The organism is Streptomyces sp. NBC_01477 (genome assembly GCF_036227245.1).
Taxonomy (GTDB): domain Bacteria; phylum Actinomycetota; class Actinomycetes; order Streptomycetales; family Streptomycetaceae; genus Actinacidiphila.
On record NZ_CP109445.1, the window covers coordinates 3,995,001 to 4,011,421 of the forward strand.

The following is a 16,421-nucleotide window of genomic DNA, read 5'->3' on the forward strand; positions in this document are numbered from 1 at the left end:
GCCCGGAGGGGAGAGCCGTGAACAACACCGCCATGGGCGCAGCACTGCGCCGGATCCAGCTGGGGAACGCCCTGAGTGCGTTCGGCAACGGCTTCACCGTGCCCTTCACCTTCGTGTACGTGTCCGAGGTCCGGGGGCTCGGGGCGGGGACCGCGGGCGTGGTCCTGGCGACGTTCGCCGTGGCCGCACTCTTCGTGCTGCCCTTCACCGGGCGGATCATCGACCGGCGCGGGCCCGTACCGGTGGCCGTGGTCGGCACGGTGCTGGCGGCGTCCGGTTCGCTGGGGCTCGGACTGTCCGGCAGTGAGCCGGTGGTGATCGCGGCGGCGGGTGCGCTGGGGGCGGGGATATCCGTCGTCCAGCCGGCGCTGGCCACGATGATCGTGTGGTGCTCGACCACGGTGACGCGGTCCCGGGCCTTCGCGACGCAATTCTTCCTGGCCAACCTCGGCCTTGGGGTCGGCGGGCTGATGGGCGGGCTGATCGTGGACACCGCGCACCCGTCGTCCTTCATCCGGCTGTTCGCCATCGAGGCGGCGATGTTCCTGGTGCTGGGCGCCGTGATCGCCACGGTGCGGCTGCCGCGGACGGTCCCGCTGGACGGGGCCGTCGCCGATGCGGAGGCCGCCGGCGGCTGGCGGGTCCTGGTGCGCAACCGGGCGATGGTGACGCTGTGCGTGCTCGGCTTCGTGCTGTTCTTCGCGTGCTACGGGCAGTTCGAGTCGGGTCTGTCCGCCTTCGCGGTGACTGTCACGCGCATCTCACCGGCGATGCTGGGCGTCGCACTGGCGGCCAATACCGCGGCGATCGTGCTGGCGCAGTTCGTGGTGCTGCGGCTGGTCGAGCACCGGCGGCGCAGCCGGGTGATCGCGGCGGTCGGCCTGGTCTGGACGGCGGCCTGGCTGGCGGCGGGGGCGTCGGGGCTGGTGCACGCGCACCACGCGGTCGCGGTGGTCGCGATCATCTCGACCTACGCGCTGTTCGGGCTCGGCGAGGCCATGCTCGCGCCGACGGTGTCGCCGCTGGTCGCCGATCTGGCGCCGGAGCGGATGGTTGGGCGTTACAACGCCGCGTTCTCGCTGGTGAAGCAGCTTGCCCTGGCGGTCGGCCCGGCGGTGGGCGGCCTCATCGCCGCGGCGGGGGCGTATGACGTGTACGTCGTCCTGCTGGTGGTCTGCTCCCTGGCCGTCTCGGTGATCGCCCTGCGCCTGGGCCGGCACTTGACCCCGACCCAGGACATGCCGTCGCGGGCCTCCCGCGTGGTGGCCCACTCCCCCCACCACGACGCTCGCGCGGCGAGCCCCGTATAACCCCTCCCGCGGTTCCCCCGCGCTGTGGGGCGCCCACCGCTGCCCGCACGACGGGACGTGCCCCAAGGGGGCGCGAGGAACTGCGCGACCAGCCCCCCACCCACCGTCGTGTGACGACGTACCGCAGTACCCCAAAGGAGCGCGGGGAACTGCGCGGCCAGCCACGAAGCACCGTCGCTTGCAGACGCACCGCCGCCAGCCCAGGGGCGCGGGGAACTGCGCGAGCAACCACCCACCGGCCGGTGGTCCGGAGCGGACCGAACAGCTCCTTCGGGCCGGTGACGACCCGCGCCCGTGGAGGGGGCCGGCCGCGCAGTTCCCCGCGCCCCTGGAGGGCGCCCTCCTGCGTCAGGGCACCCCCAGCCCCGTGCCAGCGGAGTCGCACCCCCTTGCCGAAGGGAAACCGCACAACCCCCCCCCCCCCCCCGGGGAAAGCGCACCCGGCGACGCAGCCGGCACCCCCAGCCCCGCGCCAGCGGAAGGCGCGCCCGCCGACGCACAGGCACCCCCGGAGGGGCTAGGTCGGGAGGGTGAATTCGCACCAGACGGCCTTGCCGCCGCCCGGTGTGCGACGCGAACCCCAGGACGACGCGATCGTCGCGATGATCGAGATCCCGCGCCCCGCCTCGTCGGCGGGTTCCGCCCGCCGCCGCTGCGGCAGATGCTCGTCACCGTCCGTGACCTCGATGACGAGCCGCCGATCAGTGCGCCGGAGGCGCAACAGCATGGGCGGCGTCCCGTGCTTGAGCGAGTTGGCGACCAGCTCACTCGTCGCGAGCACACCGAGATCGCGCAGCTCGACGGGGAAGCGCCACGACGCCAGGACGCCGGAGGCGAACGCGCGGGCGCGCGGGGCCGCCTCGATGCCGCCGAGGAGTTCGAGCGCGGCGTTGCGGAAGACCTCGCCGTCGGGGTGGCCGGTGTGGTCGGGGTATTGCAGGACCAGGACGGCCACGTCGTCGTCGTGCTGCGCGGTGATGCCGAGCGCGCGCATCAGGCGGTCGCAGACGACCTGGGGCGCGCCGGTGGCGCCGGCCAGCGCCCGCATGAGAGTGGAGACGCCTTCCTCGATGTCCTCGCCGCGGCGCTCGATGAGGCCGTCGGTGTAGAGCACGGCGGTGCAGCCGGGGCCGAAGGGGACGGTGGCCGAGGCGTGGACCCAGCCGTCGGTGCCCAGCGGCGGCCCGGTGGGCTCCTCGGTGCGCAGCACGGTGCCGTCGGGGTTGCGGATGAGGATCGGCAGGTGGCCGGCGCTGGCGTAGGAGAGCCGGCCCTCGCTGGGGTCGTGGACGGCGTAGACGCAGGTGGCGATCTGGGTGGCGTCGATCTCCGAGGCGAGCCCGTCGAGCAGCTGGATGACCTCGTGCGGGGGCAGGTCGAGCCGGGCGTAAGCGCGTACGGCCGTACGGAGCTGGCCCATGACGGCGGCGGCGCGCACTCCGCGGCCCATGACGTCGCCGATGACCAGGGCGGTGCGACCGCCGCCGAGGGTGATGACGTCGTACCAGTCGCCGCCCACCGCCGCGTCGGTGCCGCCGGGCTGGTAGGTCGCGGCGAGCCGGAGGTCGTCGGGCTGCTCCAGTCGCTGCGGCAGCAGGCTGCGCTGGAGGGTGACGGCGGTCTCGTGGAGGCGGCGCTCGCTCTCCCTGAGCCTTTCCGCGGACTGGACCTGGTCGGTGACGTCGGCGGCGAAGACCAGGACGCCGCGGCGTTCGGGGTCGGGGTCGTCGGGATGGACAGGCGTACAGGTGAACGTGAAGTAGCCCTGACGGGTGAGCGCGGAGGTGTCGGCCCTGCTGACCTTGCGGGCTTTGACGGTACGCGGACGGCCGCTGCGGTGGACCTGGTCCATGAGCGGCAGGAGGCCCAGTTCGTCGAGTTCCGGCAGGGCTTCGCGGGCCGGCGCGCCGACGGTGCGGCGGCCGAAAACCTCGGCATAGGCGTCGTTGACGAAGCCGACGCGATGGGCGCGTCCATAGGTGACGGCGATCAACGCGGGCAGCCGGCTGAGGACGCCCTCAAGGTCGGCGGGTGCACCGCCGATGGAGGAAAGCTGCTGGTCCTGGGCGTGCGGCGAGGTGCCGGCGGAACCTGTCCCGGCTTCGGGGGCCGGCGCGGGCGGGTCCGCGGGGGTGGAGCCGCCGCTCTTTGCGCCGCCGACCGCTGCGACGGTGTCGGCGGTCTTGCCGCGGGCCGCCGGGACGGCACCGCGTCGCTGTGTTCCGGGGAGCCGGGCGCTCCAACGCGTGAGGTTCAACCGTCCGATTCCTCGTATTTGTCACTCTTTGCAGGTGCTGCCGCACGGGTGGTCACCCGTCCAGTGTGGCCGACCAGGTGCCCGCGAGGGAATCGCACCGGTGCGCCCGCGGCGCTCCGGGCGGCGCTCACGGCCGCGGGCGGCCGGCGTCACCGCCGCTTCCCGCGGCCTGTTCGAATTCGGCCCGCGGGTGCTCGAGCGAGCCCAGGGAGACGATCTCGCGCTTGAAGAGCCCGGACAGGATCCACTCCGCGAGCACCTTGGACTTGCGGTTCGCGGTCGGCATCCGGCTGAGGTGGTAGACGCGGTGCACGAGCCAGGCGGGGTAGCCCTTGAACTTGCGCCCGTAGAGCAGGGCGACGCCTTCGTGCAGGCCGAGCGAGGCGACGGAGCCGACGTACTTGTGACGGTATTCGGTGAGCTGTTCGCCGCGGAGATGTGCCACGACATTGCCGGCCAGCACCTTGGCCTGGCGTACGGCGTGCTGGGCGTTGGGCGCGCACAGGGCGTCCTCGCGGTCCGCGGTGAGGTCGGGCACGGCCGCGGCGTCGCCGGCCGCCCACGCGCCCTCCCGGCCCGCGATCCGGAGGGTGGCGTCGGTGAGCAGCCGGCCGCGTTCGTTCAGCGGCAGCCCGGTCGCGGCCAGGACGGGAGCGGGCTTGACGCCGGCGGTCCACACCACGGTCCTGGTGGGCAGCCGGGACCCGTCGGACAGTACGGCGATCCGGTGTTCGCACGATTCGAGGCGGGTGTCGAGCCGGATGTCGACATTGCGCCCGCGCAGCTCGCGGACGGCGTAGCGGCCCAGTTCCTCGCCGACCTCGGGCAGGATCCGCCCGGTGGCCTCGACCAGCACCCACTTCATGTCCTCGGCCCGGACGTTGTGGTAGTAGCGCAGGGCGTAGCGGGCCATGTTCTCCAGTTCGCCGAGCGCTTCGACGCCGGCGTAGCCGCCGCCGACGAAGACGAAGGTCAGGGCGGCCTCGCGGACGTCGGCGTCGCGGGTGGAGGAGGCGATGTCGAGCTGTTCCAGCACGTGGTTGCGCAGCCCGATCGCCTCCTCGACGGTCTTGAAGCCGATCCCGAACCCGGCCAGGCCCGGCACCGGCAGGATCCGGGAGACGGAGCCGGGGGCGATGATCAGCTGGTCGTACGGGATCTCGGTGGCGCCGCCGCCCTCCTCCTCGGTCGCCGGTGTGACGACGGCGGCGACCCGCTTGTCGTGGTCGACCGAGCGGACCTCGCCGACGACGATCCGGCACTGGTCGAGGACCCGGCGCAGCGGTACGACGACATGCCGCGGCGAGATCGATCCGGCGGCGGCCTCGGGGAGAAAGGGCTGGTAGGTCATGTACGGCTGCGGCTCGACCACCACGATCTCGGCCTCGCCGTGTTTCAACCGCAGCTTTCGCTGCAACTGCAATGCCGTGTACATGCCGACGTAACCACCGCCGACCACAAGAATGCGCGGTGTGCTTGCCCTGGCCATGGCTGCCGACTCCGTCGTCATTGCTCCATGACGCAATGGCCGGGCGCCGTTTGTCCACAGGGCGGACACCATGATTCACAGCAATCGGCGCCCTCGCGGGCCCGTCGGAGGCACCCGCATCGGGCGATCACCGGGCAAAGGCCGCACGGCGGGAAGACGTGTCCCGTGGCGCTCTGGAAGAGCCCACGCCCCAGGGATCACACCCTCTTCATTCTTGACGCCCCCTCAACTATGTTCGTATCTCGTAGTAGTGCGCGGCGACGCGCACAGCGTGATCTTTATGGGTGGGGAGTCTCCGGGGGGAGACATTCAATTTTCCGGGGGATACACATATGCACATTCAGGACACGACGTGGTCGGCTGCCGCAGGTTCGGAGGGGGGCACGGGCAGGGCGGCGCCGCTCAGGGTGGACGCCCAGCGGAATCTGGAGCATGTGCTCCGGGCCGCACGCGAGGTCTTCGGCGAACTGGGCTACGGCGCGCCCATGGAGGACGTGGCTCGGCGGGCGCGGGTCGGCGTCGGCACCGTCTACCGCCGCTTCCCGAGCAAGGACGTGCTGGTCAGGCGGATCGCCGAGGAGGAGACCGCACGGCTGACGGAACAAGCGCGCACCGCGCTGGGCCAGGAGAATGAGGCCTGGTCCGCGCTGGCCCGCTTCCTGCGCACCTCCGTCGCCTCCGGCGCCGGGCGGCTGCTGCCGCCGCAGGTGCTGCGGGTGCAGGGCGCGCCGGGCGGCCCGGTCACGGCGGGCGGCGAACCGCACACGGAGCACGCACCGCACGAGGACGAGAAGCAGCAGGCGGCGGCCGAGCCGGCCCGGGTGCCGCAGCAGCGGGCCAGGTTCGGCGCGGAGCCCGGCGAGGGCGGCCAGCGCCCGGGTCCCGGCGACCACGCCGGGCGCGACGACGTCACCGGCAGCGGGGCCGCCGGCGGGCGTACGGACAGGATCGAGGACCAGGAGGGCATACGCACGCTGCTCGACGTCGTCGGCCAGCTCGTGGAAAGAGCGCGGGCGGCGGGCGAGCTGCGCGCCGACGTCTCGGTCGCCGACGTGCTGCTGGTGATCGCCACCGCGGCGCCCTCGCTGCCGGACGCCGCACAACAGGCGGCGGCCTCGGCCAGGTTGCTCGACATCCTGCTGGAAGGGCTGCGCTCGCGCCCCTCGGAGCGCCCGGCCGCCCGCGAATGAGCGGCCGGCCGGGGCGTAGGCCGTACGGATGAACACGGCGGAGCGCAGGACGGATCCTTCCACGGAAGGGTGGTTCCGCCGAAGGCCATGACCCCGGCCCCCTCCGCTGTGCCAGGCTGGCCCCGTGGATGAGCCAAGCGGGGATTCCGGCGCCGCCCCTGCCGCGGGGGCCGGGCCGGAAGGCGGCGCCGAGCCGCTGTCGCGCAGGGTGCCGGGGCAACGCGGTCCGGTGGCGCGCCCGGACGGGGCGGTGCCGGGTCAGCGGCGCCCCGGTTCCTCGCCGGGCGCGGCGCCTGACCATGTGTCGGACGCGCCCATGGGCGACGGCCTGCTGCCCTCGCCCCGCCCCGAGCCCGAATCCGCCCGGTCGGACGAGGAGTTGGTCGACCAGGTCAGGGCCGGCCGGGACGGCGCGTACGGGGAGATCTACCGGCGCCATGCCGAGGCCGTACGCCGCTACGCCCGTACCTGCTGCCGGGACGCGCACACTGCCGAGGATCTGACCGGCGAGGTCTTCGCCCGCACCTTGCAGGCGATCCGCGGCGGCAGCGGCCCGCGGTCCGCGGTCCGCGCCTATCTGCTGACCACGGTCCGCCGGGTCGCCGCGTCCTGGGGCAGCACCGCCCGCCGGGAGCAACTGGTCGAGGACTTCGCGGTCTTCGCCGTCAGCGCCGCGGGCGCAGGGGCTGAGGCCGCGACCAGCGCGCCCGCCGCCGACGTCCGGGCCATGGCGCAGGCCGAGCAGTCGCTGGCCATCCAGGCCTTCCGTACGCTGCCCGAGCGCTGGCAGACCGTGCTGTGGCACACGACGGTCGAGGAGGAGTCGCCCGCCGCCGTCGCCCCGCTGCTCGGCCTGACCGCCAACGCCACCGCCGTCCTGGCGCACCGCGCCAGGGAAGGCCTGCGGCAGGCGTATCTGCAGGCGCACGTCAGCTCCACACTCACCGCGCAGGGCGAGTGCGCCCGCTACGCCGACCGGCTCGGCGCGCACGCCCGAGGCGGCCTGCGGATGCGCGCGGACCGCGAGCTGAACCGGCACCTCAAGGAGTGCGAGCGCTGCACGGCCGCCGCGCTCGAACTGGCCGACCTCAATTCCGCGCTCAAGGGGCTGCTGCCGGTCGCGTACATCGGCTGGTTTGCCGCCGTCTACGCCGCCAAGGCCACGGGAGTCGCCGTGGTCGCGGGTGGCGCCGCCGCCGCGGGGGCCGCGGGAGGTGCCGCGGCTGCCGCGGCGGGTTCCGGCTCCGGGAGCGCGGGGGCCGCGGGCAGTGCTGTCGCGGGCGAGGGACTGGGCGCGCCCGTCAAGGTCGGCATCGCGGCGGCCGTGGTCGTCGCCGCCGCTGCGGCCACCGCTTTCGCACTCACCGGCGGCCATACCGCGAAACCGCAGAAGCCGCAGGCCAAGCCGCCTGCTGCCGCGCCGGTCGCCACCGCTCCCGCACCCCCGCCGCCCTCCCCGCCCTCATCCGCGTCCCCGTCCCCGGCGAAACCGCGGCCCAGGCCCGTCCCCAAACCCCCGGCGCCGCCGCCCGCCCACCAGTCGGCGCCGACAACGGCACCGGCACCTACCGCCCCGCCGCAGTCCCCCGAGCCCGCGCCGACGACGCCGGAGCCGACACCCACAGCGACGCCTACGCATACGCCGACGCCCAACCCGACGACGACGCCGCCCCCACCGCCCGTGCCGACCGTCTACCAGGTCAATTCGCTCGGCATCACCGGCGTCGGCGACCCGACGCGGCCCACCATCCAGCCGCCCCGCTCCGGGCGCGGCTGGTGGTGGAGCCGCTGGGGCCTGAAGATCGGCGGCACGGCGTACGCGCACGGCATCAGTGTGCGCGCGCCCTCGGCGGTGACCATCGACCTCAACCGGGCCTGCGTCTCCTTCGACGCCGACGCCGGAGTGGACGACCTGACCCGGATCCTGCGCACCGCCGTGCGCTTCTCCGTCTACGGCGACGGCACCCGCCTGTGGTCCTCGGGCGTGATCCGCGACGGCGACCCCGCCGTGCCGGTGCACGTGCGCCTGGCCGGCCACAAGACCGTACGGCTGGTCGTCACCGCAGAGGCCGGGCGGGGACAGCTCGGCGTCACGGGTCTGGCGGACTGGGCGGACGCGGTGATCAGCTGCGCGTAGCGGACGGCGCAGCGGCCGTGCCGGGTCAGCTGCCCGCGGCCCCGCCGTCCGTCGCGGGCACCTCGCACACACCGTCGGCGCACGCGCCGGCCTCGGCGTCGGCGCTGTCCGCCGCGGCCGCGGTGTCCTTGGCGACCTGTTCGAGGACGCGCAGGAAGGTCGAGGTCTCCTGGCCGCCCTGGACCGCCCACTGGCCCTCGAAGACGAAGGTCGGCACCGCGGTGATCCCGAGCTGCCGGGCCTCGTCGATCTCGTCCAGCACTTCGTCGTGCAGCTCGTCGCTGCTCAGGAAGGCCGCGACCGCGTCCCGGTCGAGCCCGACCGTGACGGCAGCGTCGGTCAGGTGCTCGTGATCGCCGATGTCCATGCCCTCGCCGAAGTGCGCGGTCATCAGCCGGCCCTTGAGCCGGGTCTGCGCGGCGGGGCCGTATTCGTCCAGGGTGAAGCGCAGCAGGCGGTGGGCGAGCAGCGAGTTGTTCTCCAGGACCGTGTCGAAGTCGAAGTCGATGCCCTCCTCGGCCCCGAGCGCGGTGATCCGCTGGTCCATTGCCGCGGCCTGCGGCCCGTACTTCGCCGCCAGCACCTCGCGGTGCGGGCGCGCCTCGTAGGGGGCGGACGGGTCGAGCTGGAAGGGCCGGTAGACGACCTCGACGGAGGAGCCCTTCGGGAAGGCCGCGAGCGCGCGCTCGAAACGGGTCTTTCCGACGTAGCACCACGGGCAGGCGATGTCGCTGTAGATCTCGACCTTCACGGCTCTTCTCACTTCCGGTGGGCTGCGGGGGCGGCGGGCACGGGACCCCGGCTCCAGTATTCCTTGAAGCCTCAATGACGTAAGACCCGGTCCCGGGCCGCTATTCCCGGTCGCCTATGCCCGGTCGCCGCCGGTGCGTCCGTGGCCGCGGCCGGTAGGTCCGTCGCTGCCGCCGGCCGGCCCGTACGTGTGGCCGGTGCGGCCCTTGCCGTCGCCAGGGCCGCGGCCGGGGTCGGGGTCGGCGCTGCCGCTCGCCAGCAGCGCGACCAGTGCCGCGGCCCGTTCCCTGGCCAGGCCCCCGCCACGCTCGCGGGCCGCCGCCAGTTCCGCCGCGGACAGTGCCGAGGCCGCCTGGGCGGTCACCGCGTCGACCGCCTCCTGCTCGGGCACGCTGCGCGGCGCCGGTCCCCGTACGGCGTCCGCGACGGCGAGCAGTTCCACCGCGCCCATGACGTCGCCGAGCGCCGTCAGCGCCTCGGCCGCCACTTCGAACTGCGCGCCGACAACCTGCTCCGTGCAGTCCGCGGCCAGCGCCATCCGCAGCGCGTCGTCCGCCTTGGCCAGCGCCGACCGCGGATCGTCCTCGGCCAGCGCGATCCGCGCCGCCAGGCCCGCCAGCAGCACATGGAACATCGGCGGCGGGGTGCCGTCGGAAGCCCGCCCCGCCGCGAGGTCGCACATCTGCCGGGCCCGCGGCACCTCACCGCGCCGGAGCAGCAGCGTGGCCTGGAGGTAGCGGACATAGGTGCGGGCGTCCCACACGGAGTAGCGCTCCGCCTCCTCGTCGGCGCGGGCCAGCATCCGTTCTGCGGTGTCGTCGTCGCCCTCCCGGTACGCGACCTCGCCGAGCCGCGCCAGCAGGAAGGCAGCCTCGGCGTACGCCCCCAGTTCCCGCCCGAGCCGGTGCGCCGCCTCCAGGTTCTCGCGCGCGGTCGCGTGGTCGCCGCGGGCCAGCGCGATCTCGCCGCGCGCGCTGTGCACCTGCGCGCGGAGCCAGCGGTCGGCGAGCCGGTCGGTGAGTATCTGCAGCTCGTCCTGGCTCTCCTCGGCTTCCTCCAGCCCGCCCGGCGAGTCCACCGCCACATGGGTACGGAACATCAGCGCCACCGCCAGCTCCCAGTCACCGCCGTGGGCGCGGCAATTGGCGACGACCGCGTCCGTTTGCAGGCGGATTCCCTGCTGCCCGCCGAGGAGGAACGCGGTGAACGGCCAGAGCATCCCGGGAAAACGCGCCGCCGGCGGCCCGCCCTCGCTGTACGCCTGCGCCAGTGCCGTCGCCGCCGCCCGTGACTCGGGCGATGAGAGCTGGTCCTCCGCCGCGTGGTCGCTCTTGACGAAGAACATCAGCATCCGGGCGTCGATCCGCGGCCAGTACAACGGGTCCGCCGGGTCCTCGGGCAGGTCGCCGCCCATCGCGACGACCTGCTCCAGCCAGCTGTCCGCCTCGTCGCGGTAATTGCGCAGCCACCAGAACCAGCCCATCGCCAGCACAAGGGCCAGGGCATCCGGCTCCTCGCCCGCCCCGATCGCGCGGTGCAGCGCCGCACGTACGTTGTCCAGCTCCGCCTCCAGCACCTCCAGCCAGCGCATCTGGTCGGCGCCGCGCAGCTCGGGGTCGGCGGTACGCGCCAGGTCGCGGTAATGGGCGGTGTGGCGGCGGGCGGCCCGGGCCAGTTCGCCGGGCTGCTCGGCGGCGCGCTCCGCGGCGTATTCGTGGATCGTCTCCAGCAGGCGATACCGCGCCCGGTGGCCGTCCGGCCCGTCCGGTGCCGCCCCGGGGGCCGCCATCAGGTCGGCGACCACCAGGGACTTGTCGACCAGCTGTGCGACCGTCTCCAGAGCGTCGGGGCCGCACACCGCCTCCGCCGCGGCCAGGGTGCAGCCGCCCGCGAAGACGCTCAGCGCGCACAGCGTCGTACGCTCCGGCTCCGTCAGCAGGTCCCAGCTCCAGTCGACGACCGCCCGCAGCGTCTGCTGGCGCGGCAGCACCGTACGGCTGCCGCTGGTCAGCAGGCGGAAACGGTCGTCGAGACGGTCCGCGATCTGCCGCGGTGACAACGCGCGCAGCCGGGCCGCGGCAAGTTCGATCGCCAGCGGCAGGCCGTCGAGCCGCCGGCAGATCTCCCGCACCGCCGCCGCGTCGGGACCGTCGTCCCCGTAAGGCGCCGCCCCCGGCCTTACCGTGGCCGCCCGCTCGGCGAACAGCCGGTACGCGTTGCGCGGCGGCAGCGGCTCGACCGGCCGCACCACCTCGCCCGGCACCCCCAGCGGCTCCCTGCTGGTGGCCAGCACCGTCACGCCGGGGCACGCGGCGAGCAGCTCGGCGGTCAGCACGGCCGCGCCGACGATCACGTGCTCGCAGTTGTCGAGCACCAGGAGCAGCCTCCGCCGCCCGCAGTGGTCGAGCAGCCGCGCCACGGGATCCTCCGCATATTGCTCGGCCCGCAGCGGACCCGGCGTCAGCACCTGCGCGTCACGGCGGCCCAGCGCGGTGAGCACCGCGTGCGGGATCGCGGCCGGGTCGTCCAGCGGGGCCAGCTCCGCGAGCCACACACCGTCGGGGAAGCCGCCGGCGGCCGCCTCCGCGGCTTCCTGCGCCAGCCGGGTCTTCCCCGACCCGCCCGGCCCGGTCAGCGTCACCAGGCGGGCCGCCGCGACGTCCTGGCGGATGTCCCGCAGCTCCGCCTCCCGGCCCACGAAGCTCGTCAGCCGGGCCCGCAGATTCCCGGCCGCAGGTGCCGGGGCGGCGGGCACGGACGGGCGCAGCAGGTCCGCGTGCAACGCGCGCAACTCGGGTCCCGGGTCGGCTCCCAGCGTCTCCGCCAGCACCGTCCTGGTCTCCTCGTACGCCGCCAGCGCGTCCGCGGTCCGGCCCGCCGCGCGGAGCGCCTTGATCAGCTGGGCCCTGAACGCCTCGTCCAGCGGGTGCGCCGCCACCGCCTCCCACACGGCGGGCAGTACGTCGGACGCCCTGCCGAGCGCGATTTCCGCGTCGATCCGCAGCCGTTGCGCCGTGCGGTGCAGCGCGTCCGTGCGGGCGGCGACCGGCGCCCGGTCCGGCAGGTCCGCCAGCGCCGGGCCGCGCCACAGCGCCAGGGCCTGCGCCAGCACCCCAGCCGCCTTCTGCGGGTCGCCCCCGGTCAGCGCCGCGCCGCCCTCGTCGACCAGGCGCTCGAACTCGTACATGTCCACGGCGTCGCGGGCCGTTGCCAGGCGGTAGCCTCCCGGCTCCGATGTGACGGCCTCCCGGCCCAGGGCCCTGCGCAGGCGGGCGACCAGGGCTTGCAGTGCGCCTGCCGCGTCGGCGGGCGGGTCGCCCGCCCATACGTGCGCGATCAGTGTCTCGGCGGACACGGGTCGTCCCGCGTCGACGGCCAACGCGGCCACGAGTGCCCGCACGCGTCCGCCGCCCAGGGCCACGGGCATGCCGCCCGGGTCCCGCACCTCGGTAACCCCCAACACCAAATACCGCACCCGCGCATTCTCCCGCCCTTACGGTGCGCACTCGCGCAGTTCGCGCGCCTCGGGGGTGAGATGGCTCGCCGCCCTGGCTTGTCACGCGGTTCGGCCCGCGACGCCTTGCCTGAGGGACCCCGGCGCCCCGAGAGTTGCCCTCCTTGCGGTACGCGTTCATCCGACCCGGCGCCGTGGCTTGTCGCGCAGTTTCCCGCGCCCCTGGGGGCTCGCCCCTTGCGGTGGCATTTCGGCTACCGCGCCGCCGTGGCTGGCCGCGCACTTCCTCGCGCCCCTCGGCGCTTGCCTCTTGCCGTGCGTCGCCTGTTCGTCGCGCCATCGTGGCTGAGCGCGCAGTTCCCCGCGTCCCTGGGGGCTTGGCCTCTATGGGAGAGCGGTGCCCCAGAGGGGCACGGGGAACTGCGCGGCCAGCCACCGTGCGGTGGCACTGTGATCGCGACAGGACAGGGCACCCCACCGGGGGTGGAAGCGGCCGGTCAGGTGCGGCGGCGGCCGTCCTCGTCGTGGGGGCCCAGAAGCTCATCAGCGAGGGTCGGGAGGTCGTCGAGGGGCGTTGCCTCGGCCCAGTCCGGCCGGGGCCGCCTGGCAGGCGGCTGCTGCACGGCGGGAAGCTCACGGGTCCGCTCGGCCTCGCCCGACTCGGGGCGGAAGAGCCACGGCGGCACCCGGTCCGCCGGATCGCCGTCGCTCGCCGTACCCGGCACCGGCGGCAGGACCGCTGTCTCGTCTGCGGCGGGCTCCGCCGGGACCGCCGGCAGGACCGCCGTCTCGTCCGACCCGGACTCAGGGTCAGCGTGAGGCTCGGATTCAGGCTTGGGCACGACCGGCGGCAGCACCGTCGTGGTTTCGGAGGAGTCCGAGGACGGCGAGTCCTCGGACTCCGGGCTCGCCGGGACGGGCGAAATGACGGTCGTCGCGTCGTCCGCCGCGGCGGAATCCGTGGCAGCGGCCCGCGCGGCCTCGGCGCGGAGGAGCGACTCCTCCGCCTTGCGCTGCTTCTCCAGCCGCCGCTCTTCCGCCTCGGCCCGCAGTCTGGCCTGCTCCTCGGCGAGCCGCCGCAGCCTGGCCTGCTCGGCCTCCCGCGCCTCGGTCTCCGCGGCGAGCCGTGCCGCCTGCTCGGCGGCGGCCCGCTCGACCTCCTCCTGGCGCAGGCGCGCGGCCTCCGCCTCCTGCGCGGCCTTGCGCTCCGCGATCTCCTGCCGGGCGGCTTCCTCCGCGGCGAGCCGCCGCTCCTCCTCCTCGCGGCGCAGCTTCTCCAGCTGCGCCTGCCGCTCGCGCTCGGCGCGTTCGGCCTCCGCCTTGCGGGCGGCCTCCTCGGCGACGAGCCGCGCCGCTTCCTCCGCGGCCTTGCGCTCGGCTTCCGCGCGGGCCTCGATCTCCTGCTCGGACAGCGGGAGGACTTCGTCGAGCCGGTGGCGGATCACCGTGGTGACGGCGGCCGGCTCCTGGCCGGCGTCGACGATGAGGTAGCGCGCGGGGTCGGCGGCGGCGAGGGTGAGGAAACCGGCACGGACCCGCTGGTGGAATTCCGGCGGCTCCGATTCGAGCCGGTCGGGGGCCTCGGTGAAGCGCTCCCGTGCGGTCTCGGGCGACACGTCGAGCAGCACGGTCAGGTGGGCGACGAGCCCGTCCGTACCCCAGCGGTTGATGCGGGCGATCTCGGTGGGCGCCAGGTCGCGCCCGGCGCCCTGGTAAGCGACGGCCGAGTCGATGTAGCGGTCGGAGATGACGACGGCGCCGCGGGCCAGCGCCGGCCGGACGACCGTATCGATGTGCTCGGCGCGGTCGGCCGCGTAGAGCAGCGCTTCCGTGCGGGGCGAGATCCCGCCGGACGACACGTCGAGCAGGATCGACCTGAGCCGCTTGCCGACGGCGGTGGCGCCGGGCTCCCGGGTGACCACGACTTCGTGGCCCTTGGCGCGGATCCAGCTCGCGAGCGCATCGACCTGGGTGGACTTGCCGGCCCCGTCGCCGCCCTCGACAGCGATGAAGAAGCCGGTGGCGGCGGGCGCGGCGGACGGTTCGGCGCCGCGCAGCGCCTCGCGCAGGTCGCGGCGCAGCGGTACGCCGCTGCGGTCGTCGGTCTTGCCGAGGACGAGCGCGGCGACGGGCAGTAGCAGGGCGCCGACCAGCATCAGGGTGTAGGCGGCGCCGGCGTGGTCGAAGGTGAACCGGCCGTTCTCGATGCGGTGCGGGCCGATCGCGGCGGCCAGCAGCGGCGCACAGACCGCGGCGACACCGAGCGCGGCGCTTGCCACGGCCTGGAGGTGCTCGGTGGTCCTGGCCCGGCGGGTCTCCTCGGCCTCCTGCTCGATCAGCAGGTGCCCGGCGTTGGCGCTGATACCGGCTGCGGTGCCGGCCAGCAGCGCGAGCAGCAGCATCGTGGTCGGGTCGGGGACCAGCCCGGTCAGCAGCAGCGCGACACCGGTGACGCCGATGGCCAGAGCCAGCAGCCGCCGCCTGGACAGGCCGGGCAGCGTGCGGGGGGCGATCCGGATACCGAGGACGGTGCCCGCGGTCAGTACGAGGACGAGCAGGCCGAAGCCGGTCGGGCCGAAGCCCATTGCGGCGGCGTGGAGAACTGCCACGGAGACCGCCGCGGCAATCGCGCCTGCGACCGCCGCGGTGGACAGCACCAGAAGCGGCAGCGAACCGGTCCTGCCGTTCTCGGCGCCCTCGGGCCCCTTGGGCAGCCGCAGCCCCTCAAGCGGCGAACGCGGCCTTGCCGCCGTACCCGACGGGAGTTCGAGCGCCGACAGCACCGCCATCGAGGAGGAGAACAGCCCGGCGGCGACGTAGGAGGACAGCGCGACCTGGTGCAGGTCGAACCAGTTGATGCCGGTCGCCAGCAGCGTGTTGACCAGCGTGATGACGACCATCGCGGCGGCGGCCAGCGGCAGCGCGACAAAGCTGGTCCGCAGGTCGAGCCGGTGCAGCGTGGCCAGGTGATCGGGCGCGGGCCGTACCGAGGTGTTCCCCGGCGACGGCAGCAGCTCGGGCGCGGCGCCGTCCTTGGCGACGGCCCACAGCCGCTCGGCGATCCCGGCGGCGAAGACGGTGGCCAGCAGCCAGATGTGCGCGGAGTCCGGCGACCAGGTGATCCACAGCGGGGCGACGATGAACAGTGCGAGGCGTACGCCGTCGGCGCCGATCATGGTCCAGCGGCGGTCGAGCGGGCCGCTTTCCGAGGTCGCCGCGGACAGGGGGCCGAGCAGGACCGCGCCGAACAGCAGCGTCGCCACGAGGCGGGCGGCGAAGACCGCGGCCGTCGCGAGGGCCACCCCGCGGTAGCCCCCGCCGAACGCGTTCGCCGCGCCTGTCGCCTGCACGGTCAGCCAGAGCAGCACCAGTAGGCCGAGGCGGTCCGCGACCGCGCCGGTGAGCTGGGCGTTCCACAGCTTCCGCAATGCCGGGATCTTCAGCAGCGCGCTCACCGCGCGGTCCCGTGAATCCGCCGCCAAGGCGCCCGCGAAGGCGGGCGTGACGTCAGCGGGCTGCGGGGGCTGCTCGGATCGCGTCATCCCAACAGCCTATCGCCCATCCGCGTGCTCCCGGGCGCCCGGTCCCTTACCAGAACCTGCACGTCCACGCGGTAACGGGGTGCCCACCCAGGGTGCGCTTCCCTCCGGGGGCGCGGGGGTTCTGCGGTGCCCCTTCCGCAAGGGGTGCCCCTCAGGGGCGTGAGGAACGGCGCGCTCAGCCACGACGGTGGCGCACCGTCCGCACGTGCCCCGCGCGGGGAACTGCGCGCCCAGCCACCACCGGGGGCTCGGGTCGTCACCCGACCCAAAGGGTCTCCTCGGTCCGCTCCGG

At 74.4% G+C, this 16,421-nt stretch carries 8 protein-coding genes; 3 read left to right on the top strand and 5 right to left on the bottom strand.

Translation table 11 applies throughout. The features are described 5' to 3' along the window. The first annotated feature begins 32 nt into the window (after positions 1-32). A complete protein-coding gene (locus OHA86_RS16655; RefSeq protein ID WP_329182438.1) occupies positions 33-1,310 on the top strand; it encodes an MFS transporter in 1,278 nt (425 codons plus the stop codon). 517 nt (positions 1,311-1,827) lie between these two features. Here the strand turns inward: OHA86_RS16655 and OHA86_RS16660 are convergent. Next, a complete protein-coding gene (locus OHA86_RS16660; protein WP_329176231.1) occupies positions 1,828-3,567 on the bottom strand; it encodes an ATP-binding SpoIIE family protein phosphatase in 1,740 nt (579 codons plus the stop codon). A 127-nt stretch (positions 3,568-3,694) separates the two neighbouring features. Continuing rightward, a complete protein-coding gene (locus OHA86_RS16665; RefSeq protein ID WP_329176232.1) occupies positions 3,695-5,077 on the bottom strand; it encodes an NAD(P)/FAD-dependent oxidoreductase in 1,383 nt (460 codons plus the stop codon). 311 nt (positions 5,078-5,388) lie between these two features. On the opposite strand from OHA86_RS16665, the gene OHA86_RS16670 reads away from it, so the two are divergent. Together OHA86_RS16670 and OHA86_RS16675 are read left to right on the top strand one after the other, a co-directional pair. Beyond that, the gene (locus OHA86_RS16670) at positions 5,389-6,246 is read left to right on the top strand and encodes a TetR/AcrR family transcriptional regulator (RefSeq protein WP_329176234.1); all 858 of its coding nucleotides are present in this window, start codon (positions 5,389-5,391) and stop codon (positions 6,244-6,246) included. A 316-nt stretch (positions 6,247-6,562) separates the two neighbouring features. Next, on the top strand, positions 6,563-8,383 hold the full coding sequence (locus OHA86_RS16675; RefSeq protein ID WP_329182439.1) for a sigma-70 family RNA polymerase sigma factor: 1,821 nt from the start codon (positions 6,563-6,565) through the stop codon (positions 8,381-8,383). Between the two features lie 25 nt (positions 8,384-8,408). Here OHA86_RS16675 and OHA86_RS16680 read toward each other — a convergent pair whose 3' ends face one another. The 3 genes from OHA86_RS16680 to tmk form a co-directional block, all read right to left on the bottom strand. After that, positions 8,409-9,146 carry a DsbA family oxidoreductase gene (locus OHA86_RS16680; protein ID WP_329176236.1) on the bottom strand — a complete coding sequence of 246 codons (738 nt, stop codon included), beginning with the start codon at positions 9,144-9,146 and terminating at the stop codon, positions 8,409-8,411. Between the two features lie 102 nt (positions 9,147-9,248). Further along, positions 9,249-12,560, bottom strand: coding sequence for a BTAD domain-containing putative transcriptional regulator (locus OHA86_RS16685; RefSeq protein WP_329176238.1), 3,312 nt, complete (start codon positions 12,558-12,560; stop codon positions 9,249-9,251). Between the two features lie 524 nt (positions 12,561-13,084). Next, the gene (gene tmk, locus OHA86_RS16690) at positions 13,085-16,129 is read right to left on the bottom strand and encodes a dTMP kinase (RefSeq protein ID WP_329176240.1); all 3,045 of its coding nucleotides are present in this window, start codon (positions 16,127-16,129) and stop codon (positions 13,085-13,087) included. Positions 16,130-16,421: the final 292 nt, after the last annotated feature.

Coding starts and splice junctions, on each gene's coding strand:
- tmk (WP_329176240.1), bottom strand. CDS start 16,129: ATGACGCGATCCGAGCAGCCCCCGCAGCCCGCTGACGTCACGCCCGCC.
- OHA86_RS16665 (WP_329176232.1), bottom strand. CDS start 5,077: ATGACGACGGAGTCGGCAGCCATGGCCAGGGCAAGCACACCGCGCATT.
- OHA86_RS16655 (WP_329182438.1), top strand. CDS start 33: ATGGGCGCAGCACTGCGCCGGATCCAGCTGGGGAACGCCCTGAGTGCG.
- OHA86_RS16670 (WP_329176234.1), top strand. CDS start 5,389: ATGCACATTCAGGACACGACGTGGTCGGCTGCCGCAGGTTCGGAGGGG.
- OHA86_RS16685 (WP_329176238.1), bottom strand. CDS start 12,560: ATGCCCGTGGCCCTGGGCGGCGGACGCGTGCGGGCACTCGTGGCCGCG.
- OHA86_RS16675 (WP_329182439.1), top strand. CDS start 6,563: ATGGGCGACGGCCTGCTGCCCTCGCCCCGCCCCGAGCCCGAATCCGCC.